The sequence below is a fragment of the Nonomuraea sp. NPDC003214 genome (genome assembly GCF_053590035.1).
Map to the genome: position 1 here is coordinate 532,629 of NZ_JBSFSX010000002.1, position 22,607 is coordinate 555,235.

General features: G+C 71.8%; 24 protein-coding genes. 13 read left to right on the forward strand and 11 right to left on the reverse strand.

Annotation, left to right across the window (positions count from 1 at the left end; all coding sequences use genetic code 11):
• Positions 1-4 precede the first annotated feature (4 nt).
• From ACWDXC_RS07490 to ACWDXC_RS07505, 4 genes are all read right to left on the reverse strand, one after another.
• Positions 5-376 carry a hypothetical protein gene (locus tag ACWDXC_RS07490; protein WP_357585559.1) on the reverse strand — a complete coding sequence of 124 codons (372 nt, stop codon included), beginning with the start codon at positions 374-376 and terminating at the stop codon, positions 5-7.
• A gap of 42 nt (positions 377-418) precedes the next feature.
• Positions 419-1,198, reverse strand: a complete 780-nt coding sequence (locus ACWDXC_RS07495; RefSeq protein WP_449979136.1) for a hypothetical protein — start codon at positions 1,196-1,198, stop codon at positions 419-421.
• Between the two features lie 4 nt (positions 1,199-1,202).
• Positions 1,203-1,580, reverse strand: coding sequence for a roadblock/LC7 domain-containing protein (locus ACWDXC_RS07500; RefSeq protein WP_449979138.1), 378 nt, complete (start codon positions 1,578-1,580; stop codon positions 1,203-1,205).
• 111 nt (positions 1,581-1,691) lie between these two features.
• A complete protein-coding gene (locus ACWDXC_RS07505) occupies positions 1,692-2,906 on the reverse strand; it encodes a DUF4032 domain-containing protein (RefSeq protein WP_219513719.1) in 1,215 nt (404 codons plus the stop codon).
• A gap of 22 nt (positions 2,907-2,928) precedes the next feature.
• Here ACWDXC_RS07505 and ACWDXC_RS07510 point away from each other — a divergent pair, with 22 nt between their 5' ends.
• Complete coding sequence (locus tag ACWDXC_RS07510; protein ID WP_449979140.1) at positions 2,929-4,515, forward strand: DUF885 domain-containing protein; 1,587 nt, start codon at positions 2,929-2,931, stop codon at positions 4,513-4,515.
• Here ACWDXC_RS07510 and ACWDXC_RS07515 read toward each other — a convergent pair.
• Both ACWDXC_RS07515 and ACWDXC_RS07520 read right to left on the reverse strand, forming a co-directional pair.
• Positions 4,487-5,119 carry a class II aldolase/adducin family protein gene (locus tag ACWDXC_RS07515; protein WP_449979143.1) on the reverse strand — a complete coding sequence of 211 codons (633 nt, stop codon included), beginning with the start codon at positions 5,117-5,119 and terminating at the stop codon, positions 4,487-4,489. The genes ACWDXC_RS07510 and ACWDXC_RS07515 overlap by 29 nt on opposite strands.
• A 33-nt stretch (positions 5,120-5,152) precedes the next feature.
• On the reverse strand, positions 5,153-5,737 hold the full coding sequence (locus ACWDXC_RS07520; protein WP_219513712.1) for a TetR/AcrR family transcriptional regulator: 585 nt from the start codon (positions 5,735-5,737) through the stop codon (positions 5,153-5,155).
• Between the two features lie 65 nt (positions 5,738-5,802).
• Between ACWDXC_RS07520 and ACWDXC_RS07525 the strand changes: the two genes are divergently transcribed.
• Positions 5,803-6,720, forward strand: coding sequence for a carbohydrate kinase family protein (locus ACWDXC_RS07525; protein ID WP_219513710.1), 918 nt, complete (start codon positions 5,803-5,805; stop codon positions 6,718-6,720).
• Positions 6,721-6,730: 10 nt separating this feature from the next.
• Positions 6,731-7,960 (forward strand): aminotransferase class III-fold pyridoxal phosphate-dependent enzyme, encoded by a 1,230-nt coding sequence (locus tag ACWDXC_RS07530; protein ID WP_449979146.1) that lies wholly within the window; start codon positions 6,731-6,733, stop codon positions 7,958-7,960.
• Here the strand turns inward: ACWDXC_RS07530 and ACWDXC_RS07535 are convergent.
• Positions 7,937-9,169 carry an alkyl sulfatase dimerization domain-containing protein gene (locus ACWDXC_RS07535; protein ID WP_449979149.1) on the reverse strand — a complete coding sequence of 411 codons (1,233 nt, stop codon included), beginning with the start codon at positions 9,167-9,169 and terminating at the stop codon, positions 7,937-7,939. The two genes, ACWDXC_RS07530 and ACWDXC_RS07535, sit on opposite strands and share 24 nt — an antisense overlap.
• Positions 9,170-9,328: 159 nt before the next feature.
• Between ACWDXC_RS07535 and ngcE the strand changes: the two genes are divergently transcribed.
• From ngcE to ACWDXC_RS07560, 5 genes are all read left to right on the forward strand, one after another.
• Entirely contained in the window at positions 9,329-10,777 is a 1,449-nt protein-coding gene (gene ngcE / locus ACWDXC_RS07540) for an N-acetylglucosamine/diacetylchitobiose ABC transporter substrate-binding protein (protein WP_449979152.1), read from the forward strand.
• A gap of 4 nt (positions 10,778-10,781) precedes the next feature.
• Entirely contained in the window at positions 10,782-11,696 is a 915-nt protein-coding gene (locus ACWDXC_RS07545; RefSeq protein WP_449979155.1) for a carbohydrate ABC transporter permease, read from the forward strand.
• Positions 11,696-12,556: a carbohydrate ABC transporter permease gene (locus ACWDXC_RS07550; protein WP_364174312.1), complete on the forward strand. Its 861-nt coding sequence runs from the start codon at positions 11,696-11,698 to the stop codon at positions 12,554-12,556. The genes ACWDXC_RS07545 and ACWDXC_RS07550 overlap by 1 nt, the downstream gene beginning before the upstream one ends.
• Before the next feature lie 9 nt (positions 12,557-12,565).
• Complete coding sequence (locus ACWDXC_RS07555; protein WP_219513680.1) at positions 12,566-12,841, forward strand: 4a-hydroxytetrahydrobiopterin dehydratase; 276 nt, start codon at positions 12,566-12,568, stop codon at positions 12,839-12,841.
• 73 nt (positions 12,842-12,914) lie between these two features.
• Positions 12,915-13,448 (forward strand): superoxide dismutase family protein, encoded by a 534-nt coding sequence (locus ACWDXC_RS07560; RefSeq protein WP_219513678.1) that lies wholly within the window; start codon positions 12,915-12,917, stop codon positions 13,446-13,448.
• Here the strand turns inward: ACWDXC_RS07560 and ACWDXC_RS07565 are convergent.
• From ACWDXC_RS07565 to ACWDXC_RS07575, 3 genes are all read right to left on the reverse strand, one after another.
• Entirely contained in the window at positions 13,441-13,920 is a 480-nt protein-coding gene (locus tag ACWDXC_RS07565; RefSeq protein ID WP_449979158.1) for a hypothetical protein, read from the reverse strand. The two genes, ACWDXC_RS07560 and ACWDXC_RS07565, sit on opposite strands and share 8 nt — an antisense overlap.
• Positions 13,921-13,986: 66 nt before the next feature.
• Positions 13,987-14,952 (reverse strand): pirin family protein, encoded by a 966-nt coding sequence (locus ACWDXC_RS07570; RefSeq protein WP_219513668.1) that lies wholly within the window; start codon positions 14,950-14,952, stop codon positions 13,987-13,989.
• Positions 14,953-15,007: 55 nt separating this feature from the next.
• Complete coding sequence (locus ACWDXC_RS07575; protein WP_449979161.1) at positions 15,008-16,363, reverse strand: serine hydrolase; 1,356 nt, start codon at positions 16,361-16,363, stop codon at positions 15,008-15,010.
• A 157-nt stretch (positions 16,364-16,520) separates the two neighbouring features.
• Here ACWDXC_RS07575 and ACWDXC_RS07580 point away from each other — a divergent pair, with 157 nt between their 5' ends.
• Positions 16,521-18,233 carry a sensor histidine kinase gene (locus tag ACWDXC_RS07580; RefSeq protein WP_449979164.1) on the forward strand — a complete coding sequence of 571 codons (1,713 nt, stop codon included), beginning with the start codon at positions 16,521-16,523 and terminating at the stop codon, positions 18,231-18,233.
• Positions 18,226-18,894, forward strand: coding sequence for a response regulator transcription factor (locus tag ACWDXC_RS07585; RefSeq protein WP_246646449.1), 669 nt, complete (start codon positions 18,226-18,228; stop codon positions 18,892-18,894). The genes ACWDXC_RS07580 and ACWDXC_RS07585 overlap by 8 nt, the downstream gene beginning before the upstream one ends.
• Here the strand turns inward: ACWDXC_RS07585 and ACWDXC_RS07590 are convergent.
• Positions 18,891-19,739, reverse strand: a complete 849-nt coding sequence (locus ACWDXC_RS07590; RefSeq protein WP_449979166.1) for a spermidine synthase — start codon at positions 19,737-19,739, stop codon at positions 18,891-18,893. The genes ACWDXC_RS07585 and ACWDXC_RS07590 overlap by 4 nt on opposite strands.
• Positions 19,740-19,764: 25 nt before the next feature.
• On the opposite strand from ACWDXC_RS07590, the gene ACWDXC_RS07595 reads away from it, so the two are divergent.
• From ACWDXC_RS07595 to ACWDXC_RS07605, 3 genes are read left to right on the forward strand one after another with little or no spacing between them, the layout of a single operon-like run.
• Positions 19,765-21,297, forward strand: a complete 1,533-nt coding sequence (locus ACWDXC_RS07595; RefSeq protein ID WP_449979169.1) for a penicillin-binding transpeptidase domain-containing protein — start codon at positions 19,765-19,767, stop codon at positions 21,295-21,297.
• A gap of 20 nt (positions 21,298-21,317) precedes the next feature.
• Positions 21,318-21,962, forward strand: coding sequence for a PAQR family membrane homeostasis protein TrhA (trhA, locus tag ACWDXC_RS07600; protein WP_449979171.1), 645 nt, complete (start codon positions 21,318-21,320; stop codon positions 21,960-21,962).
• A 51-nt stretch (positions 21,963-22,013) separates the two neighbouring features.
• Positions 22,014-22,556 (forward strand): HdeD family acid-resistance protein, encoded by a 543-nt coding sequence (locus tag ACWDXC_RS07605; RefSeq protein WP_449979173.1) that lies wholly within the window; start codon positions 22,014-22,016, stop codon positions 22,554-22,556.
• Positions 22,557-22,607 lie beyond the last annotated feature (51 nt).

Below are 22,607 nucleotides of genomic sequence, written 5' to 3' on the forward strand. Positions count from 1 at the left end.
GGTCTCAGACCTCCAGCTTCTCCTCGATGGCCCGGAGCTGGTGCCTGGCCAGGGCCAGGTTGGCCCGGCTCCGGTCGAGGGCCAGGTAGAGGAACAGGCCCTTGCCGCCGCGCCCGGTCAGCGGCCGGATGATGTGATACTGGCCGCTGAGCGAGATGAGGATGTCCTCGATCGCGTCCTTGAGCCCGAGCGAGTCCATCGTGCGCAGCTTGGCCTTGACGACCTCGGTGTTGCCGGCCGCCGCCACCTGGAGGTCCAGGTCCTTGGAGCCGCCGAGCGTGCCCAGCGCCATGCCGCTGCCGTGGTCGACGATCGCCGCGCCGATCGAGCCGTCGATCGTCATCATCTCCTTGAGCGAGATGTCCATGCCGGCCATGTCGTCCTCCGTTCGTTGTGATCGTCCCGGCGTGAGCGGTCCTCACGCCAGTTCTTCCAGCGCCTTCCTCAGCCGCAGCAGCAGGGCCACGTCCACCTGCTGCCTGGGCTCCGCGGGCTCCCCGGCGCCCTGCGGGCCCGGCTTCGGCTGCCGCTTGGCGCGTCTGGGCAGGGCGGCCCGCTCGTCGGGGAGCAGCAGCCCGGCCGCGGCCAGCCGCCGCACCGCGAGCATGACCGCGTAGCCCGTCCGGCCCAGCCGCCTGGCCAGGTCGAGCGGCGTGGCCTCCTGGTCGGCGGCGACCACGACCTCCCACTGCACGTCGGTGAGCGTCACGCCCTGCCCGCGCAGCCGGGGCGAGACCCGTACCGGTGCGGTGTCGACGGCGGCGTCGGGCCAGACGCTCGCCAGGTGGGCGCGGCGGCGCGCGCACTCGCGCACCAGCCCCGCCACGTCGAAGTACCAGCGCCCGCCCAGCCAGTGCCGCTCGCCCGGCCGGAACTTCGGCCGCGGCCCCGCCGCGGGCAGCAGGAAGAACGCCGCGTCCAGCACCGCGCCGAGCACGCAGTACTGCAGCTCGCCGAGCGTGACCGGCCCCTCCCGCAGCAGCCGCTCGCACCCGCCGTCGGCCTGCGTGCGCCGCAGCGCGGCCTCCGACACGCGCCCCCGGGAGGCGAGCAGCCGCTCGGCGCCCGGCGTGCGGGCGCATTCCATGTACGTGATCCGCCCGGCGTCGAGGTAGATCGTGCCGGCCCGGCCGACCCGCAGCGCGCCCGTGGAGCGTTCGCGGGCCAGTCCGGCCAGGTGCGTGTCCAGGGGTGGCATGCCGTCACGCCAGCAGTTCGGCGGAGATGGCGCGCAGCCGGTGCCGCGCCAGGGCGATGTTCGCGCGTTCGAGGTCCAGCCGGACGTAGATCACCAGCGGCCCGTCGAAGAGCGTGTCCAGCGGGCGCAGCAGGTGGTGGCCCTTGTCCGTGGTGATCAGCACGTCCTCGACGCGCACGGTGTCGCCCGGGCAGGCGCGCGCCAGCCCGTCGACGGTGGCGCGCAGCGTCTCCGTCAGCGCGGCGGCGGACTTCTCCGCGTCCGCGCCGGGCGGGATGGCGCTGGCGGCCACCGCCATGCCGCTCGTGTGGTCCACGAGCATCGCGTCCAGCGCTCCCGGTATCGCCATGACCTCGGTCAGGCAGCCGTCCAGTCCCAGCACGCGATCAGCTTAGGGAGAGCGGACTGACAGCAATTTCCACAAGATAAGGATCTATATGGCCCGGAGTAAGAAAAACCCAACCGCGACGGATTTATCGTGCCATTGTGGAATTTAATTCATATTCGGAGTCTCGTCCGGCAGTAAAGCCTTCTCGTCAGGCTTGAACACCAGCACGTTGTCCACGTACGACTTGACCGCCGCCGCCAGCCCGACGTCGCCCCCCTCGGCCTCCGACAGGTACCACCGGTGGTCCAGGATCTCGTGGAAGAGCTGGGCGGTCTCCAGCTTGCCGCGCAGCTCGGCGGGGATGGCCGCGAGCGTGGGCTGGAACACCTCGGCCAGCCACCGGTGCGCCACGATGGCCTCGTCCTCGTGCCGCAGCCCCTTGGCCACGCGGAACCCGTCGAGGTCGTTGAGCAGCCGCCGCGCCTGGTTCTCCTCGGCGTCCAGGCCGGTCAGCCGGAGCAGCCGCCGCTGGTGGTGACCGGCGTCGACGACCTTGGGGCGGACGATGAGCCGCCCGGTGCCGACCTTGCGCCGGACCATCATCTCGGCCACGTCGAAGCCGAGCAGGTTGAGCCGCCGGATGCGCTGCTCGACGCGGTGCCAGTCGACCTCCTCGATGATCTCGTCCTGGGTGATCTCCGCCCACAGCCGGTGATAGCGGTTGACCACGTCCTCGGCGGTCTCCATCGGGTCGATCGACGGGTGCAGCAGCCCGCCGGCCTCCAGGTCGAGCATCTCGCCGAAGATGTTCGTGTGCGCCGCGTCGATGTCGCCGAGCCGCTGGCCCTCGCTGATCATCGGGTGCATCTCGCCGGTCTCCGCGTCGACCAGGTAGGCGGCGAACGCGCCCGCGTCCCGGCGGAACAGCGTGTTGGACAGCGAGCAGTCGCCCCAGAAGAACCCGTTCAGGTGCAGCCGCACCAGCAGCACCGCGAGCGCGTCCAGCAGCCGGGTGAGCGTGTCGGGCCGCAGCGTGCCGGACATGACGGCCCGGTAGGGGAGCGAGAACTGCAGGTGCCGGGTGATCAGCGCCGCGTCCAGCCCCTCGTCGCGGCCGGTGACGTACGCGACTGGCTCGACGGCGGGGGCGTCGAGCCGGGCCAGGTCCCACAGGAGCTGGTACTCGCGCTTGGCGTAGCGCTCGCTGATCTCCTTGATCGCGTACACCTTGCCGGAGAGCCGGGCGAAGCGCACCACGTGCCGCGAGATGCCGCGCGGGAGGTCGACGAGATGGTGCTGGGGCCACTGTTCGAGGGGAAGCTCCCAGGGGAGCCTGATCAGGTCGGGATCGCCTAGCGCGCCGGTGATCTGAAGGGGCATTTGCTCAGGATATTGTGCGTTGGTGGACGACTTTCTCAATTGGTACTTTTCCGGACGTCCGGTCGTCGCCAGCACTCTCGGGGCCGACGGCTACGACCACACGCTCGGCGACTTCACCGCCGAGGGCTTCACCGCCCGCGAACGCGAGCAGGTGCTCTGGCTGCAGCGCCTGCGCACCCGCGAGGCGGCCACCCTGGACGACGCGATCGACCGCGACCTGGTCCTGTCCCATCTGAGAGGGTCCATCGCCCTGGCCAACTGGGCCGAGTGGCGCCGCGACCCCGCCGCCTACCTGGCGCCGGTCTTCTCCTCCTTCTTCACGCCCTTCCAGCAGCGGCTCAAGCCAGAGCCCGAGCTGGTGGCCGCCGCGATCTCCCGGCTGGCCGAGGTGCCCGGCGTGCTCGCCGCCTGCCGCGCCAACCTCGACCCCGTCCTGGCCGCGCCCCTGCTCGTCGAGCGCGGGCTCAAGCAGGCGCGCACCGGCCGCGCGTTCCTCACCGAGACCGTCCCCGGCATGGTCGCCGACCCCGACCTGCGCGCCAAGCTGGCCGACGCCGCCGCCCCGGCCGCCGACGCCTTCGACGACCTCGTCGCTTTCCTCGACGGCTTCTCCTGCGGCGGCACCTGGCGGATGGGCGAGCACCTCTACAGCACGCTACTGCGCGAGCGCGAACTGCTCGGCTACGGCGCCGCCGAGCTGCACGAGAAGGGCAAGGCCGCCTGGGACTCCCTCGACGAGCGGATGCGCGAGGTGTCGGTGCGCGTCAACGGCTCCCAGGACTGGCGGGCCGCCATGGAGACGCTGATGGACGACCACCCGGCGACCCTGGAGGAGATGCGCGCCGAGTACGAGGCCGAGACGCTGCGCGCCCGCGACTTCGTCCGCGACCGCGACCTCGTCACCTTCCCCGAGGGCGAGGAGTGCCTGGTCCTGCCGTCGGCCGTCTACACCCGGCCCGTCCTGTCGGTGGCCCACTACCTGGCCCCGCCGCCCCTCACCAGCTCACGCACCGGCGTCTTCTTCGTCCCGTACACGCCCGACGGGTTCACCCCCGAGCAGGTACGGCAGCGCCTGCGGACCAACAGCCGGGCCCAGATGCCCTCGATCGCCGTGCACGAGGCGTACCCGGGGCACCACTGGCACCTGTCGCACATGGCGGCCAACCCGCGCGCGGTGCGCAAGGTGTTCAGGACGCCGTACTTCAGCGAGGGGTGGGCGCTCTACGTCGAGAAGCTGCTGCACGAGCAGGGCTACTTCGACACGCCCGCGACCGAGCTGGCCCACCTCGACTGCCGGATCTTCCGCGCCGCCCGCATCGTCGTCGACACCGCGCTGCACTGCGACGACATGACGATCGAGCAGGCCGAGACGTTCATGGCCACCAAGGCGTCGCTGTCGCCCGGCACCGCCCAGGGCGAGGTCAACCGCTACTGCGCCTGGCCCACGCAGGCGCCGTCCTACCTGACCGGGGCGATCGAGATCGACCGCATCCGGGAGTCGTACCAGGGGTCGCTGAAGTCCTTCCACGACCGGATCGCGGGCTCCGGCGGGCTGCCGCTGGGGCTGGCGGAGATCGCGGCTAACGGCGCGGGAACCGTGGCGGGTTGAGCGCGCGCTCGACCACGGCGGCGAGCTGGTCCTCGGTGAGGACGGTCGGCTCGCCCACGCCGAGGCCGCGCACGTAGACCTCGCACAGCCACTCCAGCAGACGGGCCGCCTCGAACGCCTCCTCCAGGGTCGCGCCGATGGTCACGCCGCCGTGGTTGGCCATCAGCGCGGCCCGCTTGCCCGCCAGCGCCTCGCGCACGCCGGCGGCCAGCTCGGGCGTGCCGTAGGTGGCGTACGGGGCGACCTTGACCGTGCCGCCGAGCGTCAGCGCGTTGTAGTGCACCGGCGGCAGCTCGGTCATCGTCGTGGCCACCACGGTGCCGAACATCGAGTGGGTGTGGACGACGGCCCGCGCGTCGGTCGTCCCGTAGATCGCCAGGTGCATGGGCGTCTCGGAGGACGGCTGCAGCTCGCCCTCCAGCAGGAATCCCTCGACGTCGACGACCGGGCACATGTCGGGGGTGAGCCGGTCGAGCGCCGCCCCGGACGGCGTCACCGCGACCCGGTCGCCGTCGCGCACGCTCAGGTTGCCCGACGTGCCGATGACCAGGCCGAGCTCGACGGCTCTGCGGCCGTAGGCGCACAGCTCCTCGCGCAGGTTCATGCCCGGCAACCTAGTCGGTCGTCCGACTTACGGCTAGAGCTGGTCGACGAACTGCAGGAGCAGCCGCTCCAGGTCCACCCGGCGCAGCCGCTCGGGGTAGAGCAGCAGGTGCAGGCTGAGCCCGTCGACCAGGGCGAGCAGCTGCTCGGTCACGTCGTCGAGGTTGGCCTCGGTGGTCAGCTCGCCCGCGAGCCTGGCCTGGGCGAGCAGGGCGCGCACGGCGGTGCGCAGCTCGGCGGCCTCGGCCCGCTGCACGTCGGCCAGGAGCTCGGAGGCCAGGCTGCGGCTCCAGAAGCTCACCTCCAGGCGCGTCTCCTGGGTGCGCTCGGCGTCCAGCGGCAGGTTGTCGAGCAGCAGCTCGCGCAGCGCGGCCAGCCCGGACACGCCCTCGACCTTGCGCGCCAGGCGCTCGCGGATGCGCTGGTGCGACTGGCGCAGCGCCGAGAGCAGGATCTCGTCCTTGTCGGTGAAGTAGTGCGCCAGGACGCCGTTGGAATAGCCGGCCTCCTTGGCGATCGCGCGGGTGGTGGCGGCGTCGATGCCGTCCCTGACGATCACCCGGCGGGCCGCCGACAGCACCTCGCGGCGGCGCTGCTCATGGTCGACGATCTTCGGCATGGGCCCCTCCTTCGTCCCGTCCCCAGCATATTGACTTTTTATTCGGACGTCTGTCTATTTAGTCCATGACCGTCGTCACGGTCGGCGTGCACATCGTCGACATCCTCGCCAGGCCCGTCGAGCGCATCCCCGACGGGCAGGACACCGTCCTGGTCGACCAGATCAGGCTGACCGCCGCGGGCGCCGCCGCCGGGACCGCCGTCGACCTGGTCAAGCTGGGCCACGAGGTCGTCTCGATGGGCGCCGTCGGCGACGACGAGCTCGGCGACTTCCTGATCGCCACCATGACCAGGCGCGGCGTGGACGTCACCCGGCTGGCCCGCCGGCCCGGCGAGCAGACGGCCGCCTCCATCCTGCCGATCAGGCCCGACGGCGGCCGGCCCAGCTTCCACGTGCCCGGCGCCAACCTCGGCCTCACGCCCGCCGACCTCGACACCGAGGCGCTGCGCGCCGCCCGCGCGATCCATCTCGGCGGCGTGGACGTGACGTTCGGCCTCGGCGACCCGGCGTTCTTCGCGCTGCTCGACGAGGTCCGCGCCGGCGGCACGATCGTCACGATGGACCCGCTGTCGGAGATGGCCGACCTGCTCGGCCCGGCGCGGGCCTTCCTGCCGCACGTCGACTACGTGCTGCCCAACGACGCCCAGGCGCTGCTCATGACCGGCGAGCGCGACGTGCGGGCCGCCGCCGCCGCGCTGCTGGCCGACGGGCCGCGCGGCGTCCTGGTGACGCTGGGGGCGGGCGGCAGCCTCGTCGTCACCGCCGAGGCCGACGAGCTCGTCCCGGCGCTCGACACGCCGGTGGCCGACACCACGGGCTGCGGCGACGCGTACTGCGCGGGCTTCATCACCGGCCTGCTGCACGGGCGGGACGTGCGCACGGCGGCCCGCTGGGGCACCGCGGCGGCGGGCCGCGTCGCCACCGGGCTCGGCTCCGACGCCGGCCTGAAGGACCTCGACTCGACCCTGGCCCTCCTCACCTGAAGGAAGCTCCATGACTGACGCCGAACTCCGGCAGCGGGCGCTGAAGGTCGTCCCCGGAGGCATGTACGGGCACCTCAACGCGGCCATCTTCGCCCCGGGCTACCCGCAGTTCTTCGAGCGCGGCGAGGGCTGCCGGCAGTGGGACGCGGACGGGCGCGAGTACATCGACTTCATGTGCAGCTGGGGCCCCGTCGTGCTGGGCCACCGGCACCCGCGCGTGGAGGAGGCCGCGGCGAAACAGCTCGCCCGCGGCGACTGCCTCAACGGGCCGGGGCCGATCATGGTGGAGCTGGCGGAGCTGCTGGTCGACACCGTGCCGAGCGCCGACTGGGCGATGTTCTCCAAGAACGGCACCGACGCCACCACCCAGGCGCTCATGGTCGCCAGGGCCGCCACCGGGCGCGCCAAGGTGCTCATGGCGCACGGCGCCTACCACGGCGCCGACCCGTGGTGCACGCCCTCCACCGCGGGCACGACCCCGAACGAGCGGACCGACCTCGTCGAGTTCGCCTACAACTCGCTGGAGTCGCTGGAGGCCGCCGCGGCCACCGTCGAGGGCGACGTGGCGGCGATCATCGTGACGCCGTTCAAGCACGACTCGTTCGAGGACCAGGAGCTGGTGGAGCCCGCGTTCGCGCGCGGCGCGCGGGCGCTGGCCGACCGGCTCGGGGCCGCGCTGGTGATCGACGACGTGCGGGCCGGGTTCCGGATCGACCTGCGCGGGTCGTGGGAGCCGTACGGGGTCAGGCCCGACCTGACGGCCTGGTCGAAGGCGATGGCCAACGGCTACCCGATCGCCGCCGTGACCGGGACCGACGCGCTGCGCGGCGCGGCGCAGTCGCTGTACTCGACGGGGTCGTTCTGGTTCTCGGCGGTGGCCATGGCGGCGGCCAAGGCCACGATCGAGACGCTGCGCGACACCTCCGGCATCGCCCACATGGAACGGACCGGGACCCTGCTGCGCGAGGGCCTGTACGCGCAGGCCACGGCGCACGGGTTCGCCGTGAGGCAGACCGGGCCGGTGACGATCCCGTGGCTGAGCTTCGACGGCGACGCCGACCTGTCCACGGCCCTGTACTGGAGCGACGCCTGCCTGCGCCACGGGGTCTACGTGCACCCGTGGCACAACTGGTTCATGTCGGCCGCCCACACCGACGAGGACGTGGCCCGCGCCCTGGAGGGCACCGACCTGGCCTTCGCCGAGACCCGCGCGCACCTAGAGGCGACCGCGCGACTCTGAGGCGGCCCACTCGAACACGCCCCTGGCCATCAGCGACGCCTCCCGCGCGGCCCTGGCGGCGAAGACCTCGGCGCGCACCCGGTGCACGCCCGTGTCGTCCGGAGCGGCCTGCGCGGCCATCTCGGCCAGATGGCCCGCCAGGCGGTCGTCGCCGTCCGAGAGGGCCCTCAGAGCCGCGTCCGCGAGCACCTGGGGGCCGCCGGACAGCTCCGCCACCGCCTTGGCCAGGACGGCGTCCGGGGCGGGCTTGAGCCGGGCCGGGTTGCCGTCGTACCAGCCGCCGTAGAGCCGCCACAGGTTGCGCACCACGAACTCGGGCTCGTCGTAGCGGGCCCGCAGGTACGGCCGGTCGGCCAGGTGGGCGGGCGGCCGTACGGCGTGGACGATGTCGTCGAGCCGGACGCCCGCGTTGAGCAGGTCGAGCGTCTGGGCGACCAGCGACTCCAGCCACTCGGCGGTCTCCAGCAGCGCCTGCCGGACGCGGTCGCGGCCGAAGACCGGCGCGCCGTGGCCGGGCAGCATGATCTCGGCGTCCAGGGCGGCCATCCGGCGCAGCGCGTGCGCCCACTCGCGCGGGTAGCGCTGCGTCTTCTGCGGGTTGCCGCAGTTGGGCGTCACCCAGACGAACAGGTCGCCGGGCAGCAGCAGGCGGTGTTCGGGCACGTAGGCGACGGTGGCGTCGTCGGTCTCGCCCTTGGCGTGGAACAGCTCGAAGGTGAGCCCGCCGAGCCGCACGGTGAGGGCGTCACGGTAGGTGACGTCGGGGTGGCGGTAGGCGGTGGGCCAGCGCAGGTTGCTTGCCTGGAACTGCCGCTGATTGATGACCGCATTGTAACCATTAGTGAGCAAATATCGTTGGAATCGGTCCAGCACCGCCTCGTGGGCGTACACCGTCGCCCTGGGGCCCGACTCCTCGAAAGGCCCGGTTCCGAAGACGTGGTCGATGTGCCCGTGGGAATAGAACACCGCGGACAGCGGCGCCCGGCTCCACGCCCGGACGTCCTCGTGCAGCCTGCCCGCCGAGAACGGGCTGCCGGTGTCGAACAGCGCCAGCGAGCCCTCGGTCTCGAAGGCGGTCACGTTGCCGAAGCCGGACCACCACCCCAGGCCATCGCCTATATTGACGACACCCCGGCCACCCTGTCCCATGTCCACGATGCTGTCGTCGGCGTCGCCGCGCCAGACCCTGTCCGCGTACTCCTCGATCATGCGGACCACTCTGCTTCTAGAATCCGGTTCTAGGCAAGGGATCACGGCAAGGTCACGTCTCGATTGCACCCTCTTGACGCGTATCCAGGTGCGTTCGTACGTTCGGGCGCACGTTTAGGAAACTTTCCTAATTCGGTCCCTTCTCTTCAGGAGCCCCCCATGACCCACCCGGGAGAGATCACGCGGCGCCAGCTTCTGCGCCGGATCGGCCTCACCGCGTTCGTCGCAGGTCCCGGCGCGGGACTGCTGAGCGCTTGCGCGACGGCCGGCGGGGGCGGTACCCCGTCTTCTGCGGCCCCCGCCACGACGCTGGCAACCTCGGCCGACCCGAAGAACCCCTTCGGCGTCGACCCGAACAAGCCGCTCGAGGTAACGATCTTCAGCGGCGGCTACACCGACGCCTACGCCAAGGAGATCCACGAGCCGCTGTACAAGAAGGCGTTCCCCGGTGCCACGATCAAGCACAACGCCACCCAGCAGATCGGCATCCAGCTCCGCCCGCGCTTCGTCAGCGGCGACGCGCCGGACGTGATCAACAACTCCGGCCCCGAGTCGATGGACCTCGTGGCGCTCGCCGGCCAGGGTCACCTGGCCGACCTCACGGCGCTGTTCGACGCGCCCTCCTACGACGACCCGAGCAAGAAGGTCCGCGACACGGTCACCCCGGCCGTGATCACCAACGCCAAGATCGACGGCAAGGACCTGGTGCTCAACTACACCGTGTCCCACCGGGCCCTGTGGTACAACGCCCGGCTCTTCGAGCAGAAGGGCTGGACCGTGCCGAAGACCTGGGCCGAGTTCACCGCCCTGGGCGAGCAGGCGAAGAAGGAGGGCATCGTCCTGTTCGCCTACCCCGGACAGGTCGGCCCGTACTACCAGACGTGGAACATGCTCTACACGGCCGCCAAGATCGGCGGCAACCAGGTCATCATCGACATCGACAACCTCGTCGACAACGCCTGGCTCGCCGACCCGGTCAAGAAGGCCGTCGCAGCCTGGGTCGACATCCAGGCGAAGTACGGCGACAAGGCGTACTTCGGCCTCGACCACACGCAGACGCAGGTCAAGCAGCTCCAGAACAAGGTGCTGTTCTACCCGACCGGCTCGTGGATCGAGAACGAGATGGTCAAGGACATCCCGGACGACTTCGAGTACGCCATCGCCCCCATCCCCGACGTGACCCCCAGCGACGTCATGCCGTACGGCGCCATCCAGGTCGGCGTGGGCGAGAACTTCGTCGTCGGCGCCAAGGGCAAGAACCCCCAGGGCGGCCTCGAGTACCTGCGCATCATGCTGTCGAAGGAAGGGGCCAAGGGTTTCACCCAGAAAACCCAGAACCTCACCGTCGTCAACGGCGCCGCCGAGGGCGTCGACCTGCCCGCCGCGCTCCGGAGCGCCGCCAAGGCCCAGGACGCCGCCGGTCAGAACATCATCACCGACGCCCGGTTCGAAGGCTGGTACAAGGAGCTCTTCGACTACGCCACCGAGCAGATGAACGTGGTCATGGCCGGGCGCAGCACCCCCGAGGAGTTCTGCGTCAACGTGCAGAAGAAGGCCGACGAGATCAAGAAGGATTCGAAGGTCTCCAAGCAGACGCGGAGCGAATAGTTCGATGGAGCGGCTGCGCAAGTACGGATTCATCGCCGGGTTCCTGATCGTCCCCGTCGTCCTCTACTCGGTCTTCGTGATCAGCCCGTACATCCAGGCATTCCAGATCTCGCTGACCGACTGGGACGGGTACGCGGCGAGCCCGGCCTACGTGGGACTGGAGAACTTCGCCAAGCTCTTTGACGACGACGCGTTCTGGCAGGCGTTGCGCAACCACGGGATCCTGCTGCTGGTGCTGCCGCTCGCGACCATCGTCATCGCGCTGTTCTTCTCCTTCCTCATCAACCTGGGCGGAGGGTCGCACGGCGCGGGGATGCGCGGCATCTGGGGGTCGAAGTTCTACCGCGTCGTGTTCTTCTTCCCCCAGGTGCTGGCCGTGGCCGTGGTCGGCGTGCTCTTCAGGGCCATCTACCGGCCCGACGAGTACGGCGTCGTCAACGGGGTGCTGATCAAGCTGGGCTTCGACCCGGTGGGCTGGCTCGTCGAGCCCAGCATCGCCCTGTGGGCGGTCATCGCGGTGATGGTCTGGCAGGCCGTCGGCTTCTACGTGGTGCTGTTCTCGGCGGGCATGGCGGCCATCCCGAAGGACTACTTCGAGGCGGCCGCCCTCGACGGGGCCGGCCGGTTCCGGCTGTTCTTCTCCATCACGCTGCCCCTGCTGCGCGACACCGTCCAGGTCGGCTGGGTCTACCTGGGCATCGCCGCGTTCGACGGCTTCGCCCTGATCCAGGTGCTCACCGGTGACAAGGGCGAGCCCGACGGCACCACGCACGTGCTGCCCGTGCAGATCTGGAAGACCGCCTTCAACTACAGCGAGTACGGATACGCCTCCGCGATGGGCGTGGCGCTGTTCTTCCTCACGGTCACGTTCGCGGTGCTGACGCTGCGCACCACCCGGCGCGAAAGGATCGAGTACTGATGGCCACGCGTCGTCGCCGCCTGTCGAGGCCCCGGCCGAGCCTGCTCAGCGGGCTGTCCCACGTCGCGCTGGTCATCTGGGCGCTGCTGATCATCCTGCCGCTGCTGTGGACGTTCCTGGCCTCGTTCAAGAACAACGCCGAGATCTTCGGTGACGCGCTGCAGCTCCCGGGCGCGCTGCGGTGGGAGGCGTGGGGGCGGGCCTGGGACAAGGCCCACGTCGGGCGCTACCTGCTGAACACGGTGATCGTGGTCTTCTTCAGCACGCTGGGCACGATGGTGTTCGGGTCGATGGCCGCCTACGTGCTGGCGCGCTACCGGTTCCCCGGCAACCGGCTGATCTACTACTTCTTCGTGGCGGGCATGGCGTTCCCGGTGTTCCTGGCGCTCGGGCCGCTGTTCTTCGTGGTGCAGCAGGTCGGCCTGCTCTACACGCACACGGGCCTGGTGCTGGTCTACATCGCCTACTCGCTGCCGTTCACGGTCTTCTTCCTGGCCGCCTTCTTCCGGGGGCTGCCGGAGTCGGTGGCCGAGGCGGCCAGGATCGACGGGGCCTCCCATACGCGGACGTTCTTCCAGATCATGGTGCCGATGGCCAAGCCCGGCCTGATCAGCATCACCATCTTCAACGTGCTCGGCCAGTGGAACCAGTATCTGCTGCCGCTCGTGCTCGTCGCCCGCGACGAGGAGGACTGGGTCATCACCCAGGGCATCGCCAGCATCTCCACGCTGGCGGGCGCCGACGCCGACTGGCCGAGCCTGTTCGCCGCGCTCAGCATGACGATCCTGCCGGTGCTCGTCGTGTACGTCATCTTCCAGCGCCAGATCCAGTCGGGGCTCGGCGCGGGGGCGCTGAAGTAACGTGGCCTCATGGACGTCGAGCAGAAGCTGCGCGAGCTGCCCCGGTGGCGGCGCGAGGGTGACGAGATCAGGCGCACGGTCAGCGCGCCCGACTTCCCCACGGCCATCCGGATCGTCGACGAGATCGCGGTCCGGGCCGAGGAGCTCAACCACCATCCCGACATCGACATCCGCTGGCGCGACCTGCATCTCGCGCTGACCACGCATGATCAGGGCGGCCTCACCGAGCTCGACTTCACCCTGGCCGCCCTGATCGACGACATCGCCGCGAAACACGGTGCGTAGCCGAGCGGCTACTGGTTAGAGTGGTGCCCTCGCCGAGCCCGGACCGTACGGGCTCCCGGACCGGGGGATCTCCATGCGCGTGCCCGCACTCCTGCTCGTCCTGCTCGCGGCCGGCTGCGCGGGCTCCCCGCCGCAGCTCGCGCACGCCCCCGACCCCGGCGACGTGCGCCTGACCGGCGGCGGCGAGCTCACCGACGGCGACACCGCCGCCATCGCCTACGACCGCAAGCTCGTCCCGGCCGGCGCGCAGGCCAGCGTCACCGCCGAGTCCACCGGCGGGCAGACGCTCACCTCCCTCGTCGTCGAGGGGCTGCTGCCGACCCGCCCCTACGGCGCCCACCTGCACACCAAGCCCTGCGGCAAGACCGGCGAGGACGCCGGCCCCCACTACCAGCACGAGCCCGGCCAGGCCAGCGTGCGCAACGAGGTGTGGCTCGACTTCACCACCGACAGCTCGGGGGCCGGCCGCGCCACGGCGCGCAACGCCTGGTCGCTCGACTCGGGCAGGCTGCCCGGCTCCCTGGTGATCCACGCCCGCCACACCACGTCCTCGGGCCCCGACGCGGGCGCGGCGGGCGACCGGCTGGCCTGCGTGACGCTCAAGTGAGCGCGTGACGGCGCCTGATCACGACCGTGACCACGGCGATGAGCGCCACGCCCAGCGGGAGCGCGCCCAGCACCAGCGCCTGACGCCACACGCCGCGCGCCCCGGTCGGCAGCGCCCGGTCACCGGCCGGCGTCAGCGCGGCGGGGAAGACCTCGCCCGCCTCGGCGTCCGGCACGGTGGCGACGACGATCGGCGCCTTCGACCGGTCGTCGAACACGAAGGACGCCCGGCAGTCGTAGCGCCCCTGGCCCAGGGCCTGGCACGACACGACCGTCGCGGTGCCGGGCGTCCCGGCGTGGCCGAGCGCCACCTTCAGCTCCGGCAGCGCGACCAGGACGACGGTGGCCGCCAGCCAGATCAGCAGGGCTCCCGGGATCAGCAGCCCCAGCAGCCGCCCGGCGACCGCCGGGGCGGTGGTGGGTTGCGTGGTGAGTTCCGTGGTGAGTTCCGTGGTGAGTTCCGTACGTGACACGCCGCCCACCCTGCCGCCGGGCGCTTGGAAGTCACCTGCATACCGCTGACCTCGTCGCGGCCCCGGTCAGGAGTGGCCGGCGGGGATGGTGCCGAGCCGGCCCGCCTGGAAGTCCTCGAAGGCCTGGACGAGCTCGGCGCGGGTGTTCATGACGAACGGGCCGTAGTGGGCGACCGGCTCGCCGATCGGCGCGCCGCCCAGCACGATCACCTCCAGCGTGTCCTTGGCGGTCAGCGTGATGCTCTCGCCGTCGGTGGTGAGGCCGGGCCGGTTGCCGAAGCCGTTGAACACCGCGAGCTGGCCGCCGTGCAGGGGCCGCCGGTCGGCGCCCGCCGTGCCGCGCCCCGACAGGGCGTAGGCCAGCGCGTTGAAGTCCTTGCGCCACGGCAGCGTGAGCCGGCCGCCGGGGCTGATCGTGGCGTGCAGCAGCGTGATCGGCGTCTGCGTGCTGCCGGGCCCGGAGTGGCCGGCCAGGTCGCCGGCGATCAGGCGCACCAGCGCGCTGCCGTCGTGGCTGCTGAGCAGCACCACGGACGAGCGCCCGATGTCCTGATACTTCGGCGCGGTCATCTTCTTGGCGCCGGGCAGGTTGACCCACAGCTGGATGCCGTGGAACAGCCCGCCCTGCTGCACCAGCCACTCCGGCGGCGCCTCCTTGTGCAGGATGCCGGCCCCGGCGGTCATCCACTGGGTGTCGCCGTTGGTGATCGAGCCGCCGCCTCCGTTGGAGTCGAGGTGGTCCATCACCCCGTCGATCATGTACGTGACCGTCTCGAAGCCCCGGTGCGGATGCCAGGGGGTGCCCTTGGGCTCCCCGGCCGCGTAGTCGACCTCGCCCATCTGGTCCATCATCACGAACGGGTCCAGGTAGGCGGGCTTGATCGCGGCCAGCGCCCGGCGCACCGGGAAGCCCTCGCCCTCGAAGCCGCTGGGCGCCGTCTCGACGGCCAGCACCTTGCGCTGCGGCGTCCCGGCCACCGGCTCGGGCAGGCGGGGGAGGGTGAGGAGGTTGTCGACGGTCACGGCGGGCATCTCGGGCTCCTTACGGCCGGGGATCGTGCTCCGGTCAACCCAGTTTAGTTTTCAACTATTCCACCATGAGCCCGAACGCGCCCCGCGCCAGCGCCAGGAGCTCCTGGCCCGCCCGGTCGTCGTCGAGCGGCGCGCCCGGGTTCACCGCCATGAGCGTCACGACGTACCTCCTGCCGTCCCGGGTGGTGGCGCTGAAGCTCATGTCGAGCAGCCCCGGCTCCGAGCCGCCCTTGTACCAGGCGGTCCGCCACCGGTCCGCCGGCAGCCCGAGCCCGGCGTCGTTCGCCGACATGATCTCGCCGATCCGGCCGTCGTCCAGCTTCGCCAGCCTCGCGTGGGCGCGGCAGACGTCCATCGGTGAGGCGAACCACTCGATCGTGTCCAGCTCGCGCGGACGCGGCCACCCGGCGATCTCCCGCAGCGGCACCTTCGCCACCACGTCCGCCAGGAACGCGCGCCTGCCCCGGGTGTCCTCGGCCAGATAGCGCTCGGCCAGCTTCGGATAGCGGGCGCCCTTGAGCGCGAACAGCTCCCTGGTGGTCAGCAGCGGCTCGTTGCGCCGCTCGTGCCCCTTCGTCCAGGCGCGCATCGTCCGCTCGACCGCCCGCCGGCCGGCCCGGTGCACGAGCAGGTCCGTGGCCGTGTTGTCGCTGATCGAGATCATCAGCTTGGCGGCCTCCAGGACCGTCACCTTGCTGCCGTCGGGCAGGTCCTGCAACCGGCCGGTCGGCAGGCTCTTCAGCTCCGGCGTGATCGTCAGCTTCGTGTCCCAGCGGTAGGCGCCCTTCTTGATCTGCGCGGCCACCGTGCCGAGCACGAACAGCTTGACCATCGACCCCAGCGGCCGGCGCACGCCCGCCGCGACGCCCCGCACCGGACGGCAGGACCGGCCGGTGACCTCGGCCGCGACGAACCCGGTGCGCGGCGCGACCGCGCGCAGCCGCCGCTCCAGCTCGCCCCAGCTCGCCGGCGTGGGCCGCGGCTCCGGCGGCTCGGCCAGCAGCAGCCCGCTGATCAGCCCGGCGCCGTTCACGCCGAGCGTCAGCAGGTAGCGCCTGCCGCCCAGGTCCACGGCGGCCACGAGCGCGCCCGCGTGCTGGACGTGCACCGAGCGCACCTGGATGCCCTTGTAGGCGGCCAGCGCCTCGTTGATCCGCTCGGCGGGGACCGCGGCGAGGAACTCGGGGGCGAAGCGCGCCTCCAGCTCGGCCTGCCCGATCGGCGTCCGCGTGGCGGCGTCCAGCACCCAGCGCAGCGCGTCGCCCAGCGGCGTGTCCGGGATCTCGACGCCCGCGACCTGGGCGGTCCCGGCGTAGGAGACGGGTGCGGCCTGGGCGGGGACGGTCATGGCGGGGACGGCCAGGGCGACGGCGCAGGCGACGGCAGCCAGGCTTCGTGTCCGGTGGTTCATGAGGAAGATCCCTTCCGCTCGACGGATCTCCAGCAAAACGCGGACCGGCCCGCCCGGCCCACCGTGCGGGCCACCGTCCCGGCGGTGCGGACGGCCGTACGAAGTGTGCGGTCAACCGGATGGACGCCGTCCGGAAGGCTTGTGACGATGGTCGGATATGCGTACCAACCTGGCGGCGGTCCTGGCGGCCGCGACCGCGGCCGTGACGCTGGTGGCGGCCACCGTCGCGACGGGCGGGCCCCTCGCCTCACAGGCGGCGTTCGTCGCCGTCGGCCTGATCCTCCCGGCGCTCGGCCTGCTGCTGGCCGTCCGGCGGCCCGACGTGCCCTACGGCAGGCTGCTGCTGGCCGCCGCCGTCTGCTTCGGCGTCGGCCTGTCCGGGGTCGCCCTGGCGGACGTCGCGCCGGGCCTCGCCCGGGCGGCCCTCGCCGCGATGGCCGTCTTCTACGGGCTGAGCTGGGTGTACGTGCCGCTGCTGTTCCCGGAGGGCCGGCTGCCGTCGCGGCGCTGGCGGCCCGTCGCCTGGCTCGCCGGGGTCGCGATCGCCCTGCACGCCGCCGGCAACCTGGCGGTGTCCTTCCTGCCCGGCCGGCCCGTCGACGTGCACGGCCCCGTCCAGTGGGCCGGCGTCTTCGCCTCCGCGGCCGGGCAGTTCACGGTCTGGGTCCTCGGCCACGTGGTCCTCGCCGGGCTCGTACTCCGCTGGTGGCGCAGCCGCCCGCCCGAGCGGGCCCAGTACGGCTGGATGGCCGCCGGCGCCGCCGCCAACCAGATCGGGATCGTGCTCGGCTACCTGTTCCTCAGCGGCGGCCAGGCCCCGGCGGTCGGCCTGGTCGGCATGCTGGCCGTGCTCGGCGCGCTGCCCGGCGCGATCGTCGTCGCGGTCGCCCGCCACCACCTGCTCGACATCCGCATCGGCCTGCGCGGCTCGCGCCTGCTCCTGGTGTTCGACGTACGGCCGACCGTTGGGGAGGTGCTGTCCGGCCTCGCCCCCGACCTGGAGGACAGCCCGGAGCCCGTGGAGCAGCTCGGCAGGCTCGCCGAGGCCGTACGGACCGGCCTGGAGACGCGCTGGGCGGCCGTCACGCTCGCCGACGGCAGGCGGGTGGTGTCCGGAGCCGAGGACGGCCCCGCGGCCCTCACACTGCCCGTACGGGGCGGCCAGGGGCGGCTCGAATGCGGCCCCCGCGTCTCCGGCCGCCTGACCCGCGAGGACCGGCGCTTCCTGGAAGCGCTCGCCGTGCCCGCCGGGCTCGCCATCCAGAGCGCCGGGCTGGCCACCCGCCTGGTCAACGCCCAGGAGGCCGAGCGGCGGCGCATCGAGCGCAACATCCACGACGGCGTCCAGCAGCAGCTCGTCGCCCTCATCGCCGGGATCGAGCTGGCCCGAGCCACCGGGGGCGGCGCCGCGACCCTCGCCGGCCTGCGCGAACAGGCCCGCCAGACCCTCGCCGACCTGCGCGAGCTGGCCGCCGGCATCCACCCGTCGGCGCTGAGCCAGGGCGGCCTCGTCGAGGCCGTCGAGGAGCGCTGCGCCCGGCTGCCCGTGCCCGTCCACGTCCACGCCGGGCGCGACCTGCGGGCCGAGCGCTTCCCCGACGAGGTCGAGGGCGCGATGTACTTCACCGTGAGCGAGGCCGTGGCCAACGCGCTCAAGCACGCCGCGGCGGCCAGGATAGAAGTGCGGCTGTCCAGGGACGACGGACGGCTCGGCGTGACCGTGGGCGACGACGGCGCCGGCTTCGAGGCCCGGCCCGGCGTGCTCGGCACGCTGACCGACCGGCTCACCGCGCTGGGCGGCGGGCTGCGGGTCGACAGCGAGCGGGGAAAGGGGACGCGGGTGCACGCCTGGGTGCCGGTCGATGGGTGAGCCGATCAGGGCCGTCCTGGCCGACGACCACTACCTGGTGCGCGAGGGCACCCGGCGGCTGCTGGAGACCTCCGCCGAGGTCACCGTCGCCGCCGCCGTCGGCGACGCCGACCAGCTCCTCGACGCCGTCCGCAGGCTCCGGCCCGACGTGGTGGTCACCGACATCCGGATGCCCGGAGGGCGGTGGCGGCAGGGCTTCGAGGGCATCGACGCCGCCCACCGCGTGCGCGCCGCCCATCCGGGCGTCGGCATCGTCGTGCTGTCGCAGTACTCCGACGCGCTGTTCGCCCTGGAGCTGTTCAAGCACGGCACCGAGGGGCTGGCCTACCTGCTGAAGGACCGCGTCGGCGACCTCGACGAGCTGCTGGGCGCGATCAGGGCGGTCGCCTCCGGCGGCTCCGTCATCGACCCGAAGGTGGTCGAGGGCCTGATGGCCAGGCACGACGTGCGCGGCGAGCCGGAGTCGCTCACCCCGCGCGAGCGCGACGTGCTGCGCGAGATGGCCCACGGCAGGTCCAACGGCGCCATCGCCAGGGCGCTGCACCTGTCGGTGTCGTCGGTGGAGAAGAACGTCAACGCCATCTTCACCAAGCTCGGCCTGGAGAACAGCGGCGACGTGCACCGCAGGGTCGCCGCCGTCCTGGCCTACCTGCGCCCCTAGCCGAACACCGCGGGGGGCGGCACCGGTGCGAGCACCGCGTCGCCGTCCCTGATGGGCGCGGCTCCGGCGATGAAGTTGACCAGCGCCTCGCCGTGCACGCACCGCGCCTGCGTGAGGCCGCCCGCCGCGCGGCGGGTGAGCAGCTCGACCGGCAGCTCCGTCCGTGAGGCGGCGACGATGAGGTTGCCGAACCGGCGTCCCCGCATCACCCCCGGCTCGGCCAGCAGCGCCACGTGCCGGAACGCGCCCGTCACCGTGGCCAGCAGCCGCCTGGCGAACGCCAGGCCCTTGCCGTCGGCCAGGTTGACCAGCAGCGTGCCCGACGGCCGCAGCACCCGGGCGACGTCGCCCAGGTATTCCTCGGTGGCCAGCTCCACGGGCATCGTCGCGCCGCTGAAGGCGTCCAGGACCAGCAGGTCGGCCGTGGCGTCCCACACCTTCGCGGTGCCCTCGCGCCCACCGGCCACGATGACCTTCAGCCGGGGCACCGAACGCAGCCCGAGCTGCTCGCGCACCAGGTCGACGAGCAGCCCGTCGGGCTCGATGACGATGTGCCGCGACCCCGGCCGGGTCGCCGTGACGTAACGGGGGATCGTGCACGCCCCGCCGCCCACGTGGACGCAGCTCAGCTCCCCTTCAGGAAGCAGGTCGATGACGTCCGCCATGAGGCGTACGTACTCGAATTCCAGGAATGTGGGGTCTTGTAGGTCGACATACGACTGCGGTACGCCATCCTTGGACAGCATCCAGCCGTCCTGCCTGTCCAGATCCCGGAGCAGTTCGACCTCGCCGAACGTCACCGAATACTGGCCGGGGGCCGGTTCCCGCCGCTGTCCACGTGCCACGCTGATCCCTCCCTGGGAGAACCGTATGCGACGCAGAAGGCTGATCGTGCTCCTCGGGGCGGTTCTCGCGGTGATGGCCGCGGTGGCCTTCGCCGTCGCCGCCGCCGGCGGGGTCAGAGGCAGCGCCGCCGCCACCGCGAAGGCGTACTTCGACGCCTGGCGGGCGGGTGACGTCGGGGCGATGAGCCGGCTGGTCGACCGGCCGCCGGGCGACTTCCGGGAGCGGCACCGGGCGATGGACGCGGAGCTCGGCGTCACCGGCCTGGAGTTACGCCCCGCGCCGGTCAAGAGCACCGGCGAGGAGAGCGCGGAGGTGCCGTTCAGCGGGGTGCGGACGCTGGACGAGCTGGGGGAGTGGCCGTTCGACGGGGTGCTGCGGCTGGCCGTGCGAGACGGGGAGTGGAAGGTGCTGTGGGCCCCGGAGACGCTGCACCCGGTGCTCAAGGGCGGCGCCACGGTGGAGCTGACCGACTTCGAGGGGCCGGCGGTCGAGCTGGTCACCCGGGAGGGCGATCCGATCCCGCGCGACAGTCACGTGGAGTCGTACCTGGCCAGGCTGCGGCCCGAGTTCGGGGACGTGAACCTGGGGCTGGCGCTGGTGGCCAAGGAGCCGGGCGGGGCCGAGCGGCGGCTGCTGACCGCCGAGCCGAAGCCGAACGTCGTGCGCCTCACGCTGTCGCGCCCCGTCCAGGCCGCCGCCGCGCGGGCGCTGGACGGCGTGGAGAACTCCTCGATCGTCGTGCTGCGTCCCGGCACCGGGGAGGTGCTGGCGGTGGCCGACCGGCTCAAGGACAACTACAGCGCTTTCCACGACATGTTCCCGCCCGGCTCCACGTTCAAGACGATCGTGGCCGCCGCGCTGCTGAAGTCCGGGCTTCAGCCGGGCTCCCCGGTGCCGTGCCCGGCCAGGTACGCGATCCCGGGCCACCGGGGCTTCGACAACGACGGGGGGAGGGACCGGGGCGTGGTCTCCTTCGCCGACGCGCTCGCGTACTCCTGCAACACCACGTTCGTCCAGCAGGGCACGACCCGGCTCGACGCCGAGGAGCTGCGTGAGACGGCGCTGGAGTGGGGGTTCGGGCGCAGCATGCCGACGGGCGCGCAGGGCGCGTGCGGCTCGATCGAGGACCCGCAGACGCCGGACGATGCCGGCGCGAACATCATCGGCCAGGGCAAGGTGCTGGCCACGCCGCTGTGCATGGCGGCGATCGCCGCCGCCGTGCAGGACGGCACGCTGCGCTCGCCCCGGCTGCTCGCCGAGAAGGAGGTGCGCCGGATCGACGGCCCGCCGCATCCGCCGGTGCCGATGGACTCGACGGTCGTGGCGGGGCTGCGGCAGATGATGCGGGCCGTCGTGGACCATGGGACGGCCAGTGGCGCGGGGCTGCCGCCGGGGGTGGCGGGCAAGACGGGGACGGCCGAGGTGCAGGGTCAGCGGCCGCACGCCTGGTTCATGGGATTCACCGACGACCTGGCGTTCTGCGTGTTCGTCAGGCACGGCGGATCGGGCGGCTCGGCGGCGGTGCCGATCGCGGTCCGCTTTCTCAACGGTCTCTAACCTACGGTACCGTAGGTTTCATGACGACGATCACCGTAAAGCCCCGGTTGCGCGGTTGGTTGCACGCGGGGGCGCTGCCCGTGACCCTGCTGGGCGGGTTCGCGCTCGTGGCGCTCGGCCCCACGCTCCAGGCCCGTCTCGCCGCCGCCGTCTACGCGATCACCTCGGGGCTGCTCTTCGGCATCTCGGCCACCTACCACCGCAGCACGCTCGGCCCCCGGCTGGCGGAGGTGCTGCGGCGCTGCGACCACGCGAACATCTACCTGATCATCGCGGGCACCTACACGCCGTTCGCGCTGCTGGCGCTCGACGGGGCCGCCCGGGTGGCGGTGCTCGGCGTGATCTGGGGCGGGGCGCTGGCCGGGGTGCTGTTCAGGGTGCTGTGGATGGGCGCGCCGCGCTGGCTCTACACCGTGCTCTACCTGGCGCTCGGCTGGACCGCGATCTTCGTGATGCCGCAGCTCCTGGAGGGCGCTGGGGTGGCCGCCGTGGTGCTCGTCGCCGTCGGCGGCGTCTTCTACAGCGCCGGCGCCGTCGTGTACGGGCTGCGCCGGCCCGACCCGTCGCCGCGCTGGTTCGGCTACCACGAGGTCTTCCACGCCTTCACGCTGGCCGCCTACCTGGTGCAGTACATCGCGGTGTCGATCGTGGTCTATTCACAGTGATTTGACCGCATGCGGGGCTATCCGGGAGTCGATCCTGGACAGCAGAGCGGAATGGAACGACTCGCAAGCACCTGGTGGCTGGTGCTCATCCGCGGCATCGCGGCGATCCTCTTCGGCATCCTCGCGCTGATCTGGCCGGGCATCACGCTGCTCGTGCTGGTGGTCTTCTTCGGCGCGTACGCGATCGTCGACGGGATCTTCTCGATCTTCTCCGGGTTCCGGCACGGGGCGCGGTCGCGGGCGTGGCCGATCTTCATCGGCGTCGTCAGCGTCCTGGCCGGCATCGTGGCCCTCGTGTGGCCCGGCATCACCTCGCTGGCACTGCTGTACGTGGTCGCGTTCTGGGCGATCTTCCACGGGATCGCCGAGATCGTGGACGGGATCCAGCTCCGCAAGGTGATCGACAACGAGTGGATGCTCATCGTGGGCGGCATCCTGTCGGTGATCTTCGGCGTCCTGCTGTTGATCTGGCCGGGGGCGGGCCTGCTCACGCTGGCCTGGCTGATCGGGCTCTTCGCCATCCTGTACGGCATCGCGATGGTGGCTCTGGCGTTCCGGGTGAAGAACCTCGCGCCGAAGGCCCATCATCCGTAAATCTTACGTATATATCGGGATGAAGGCGGGAAATGTACAGCATGTCCGGCT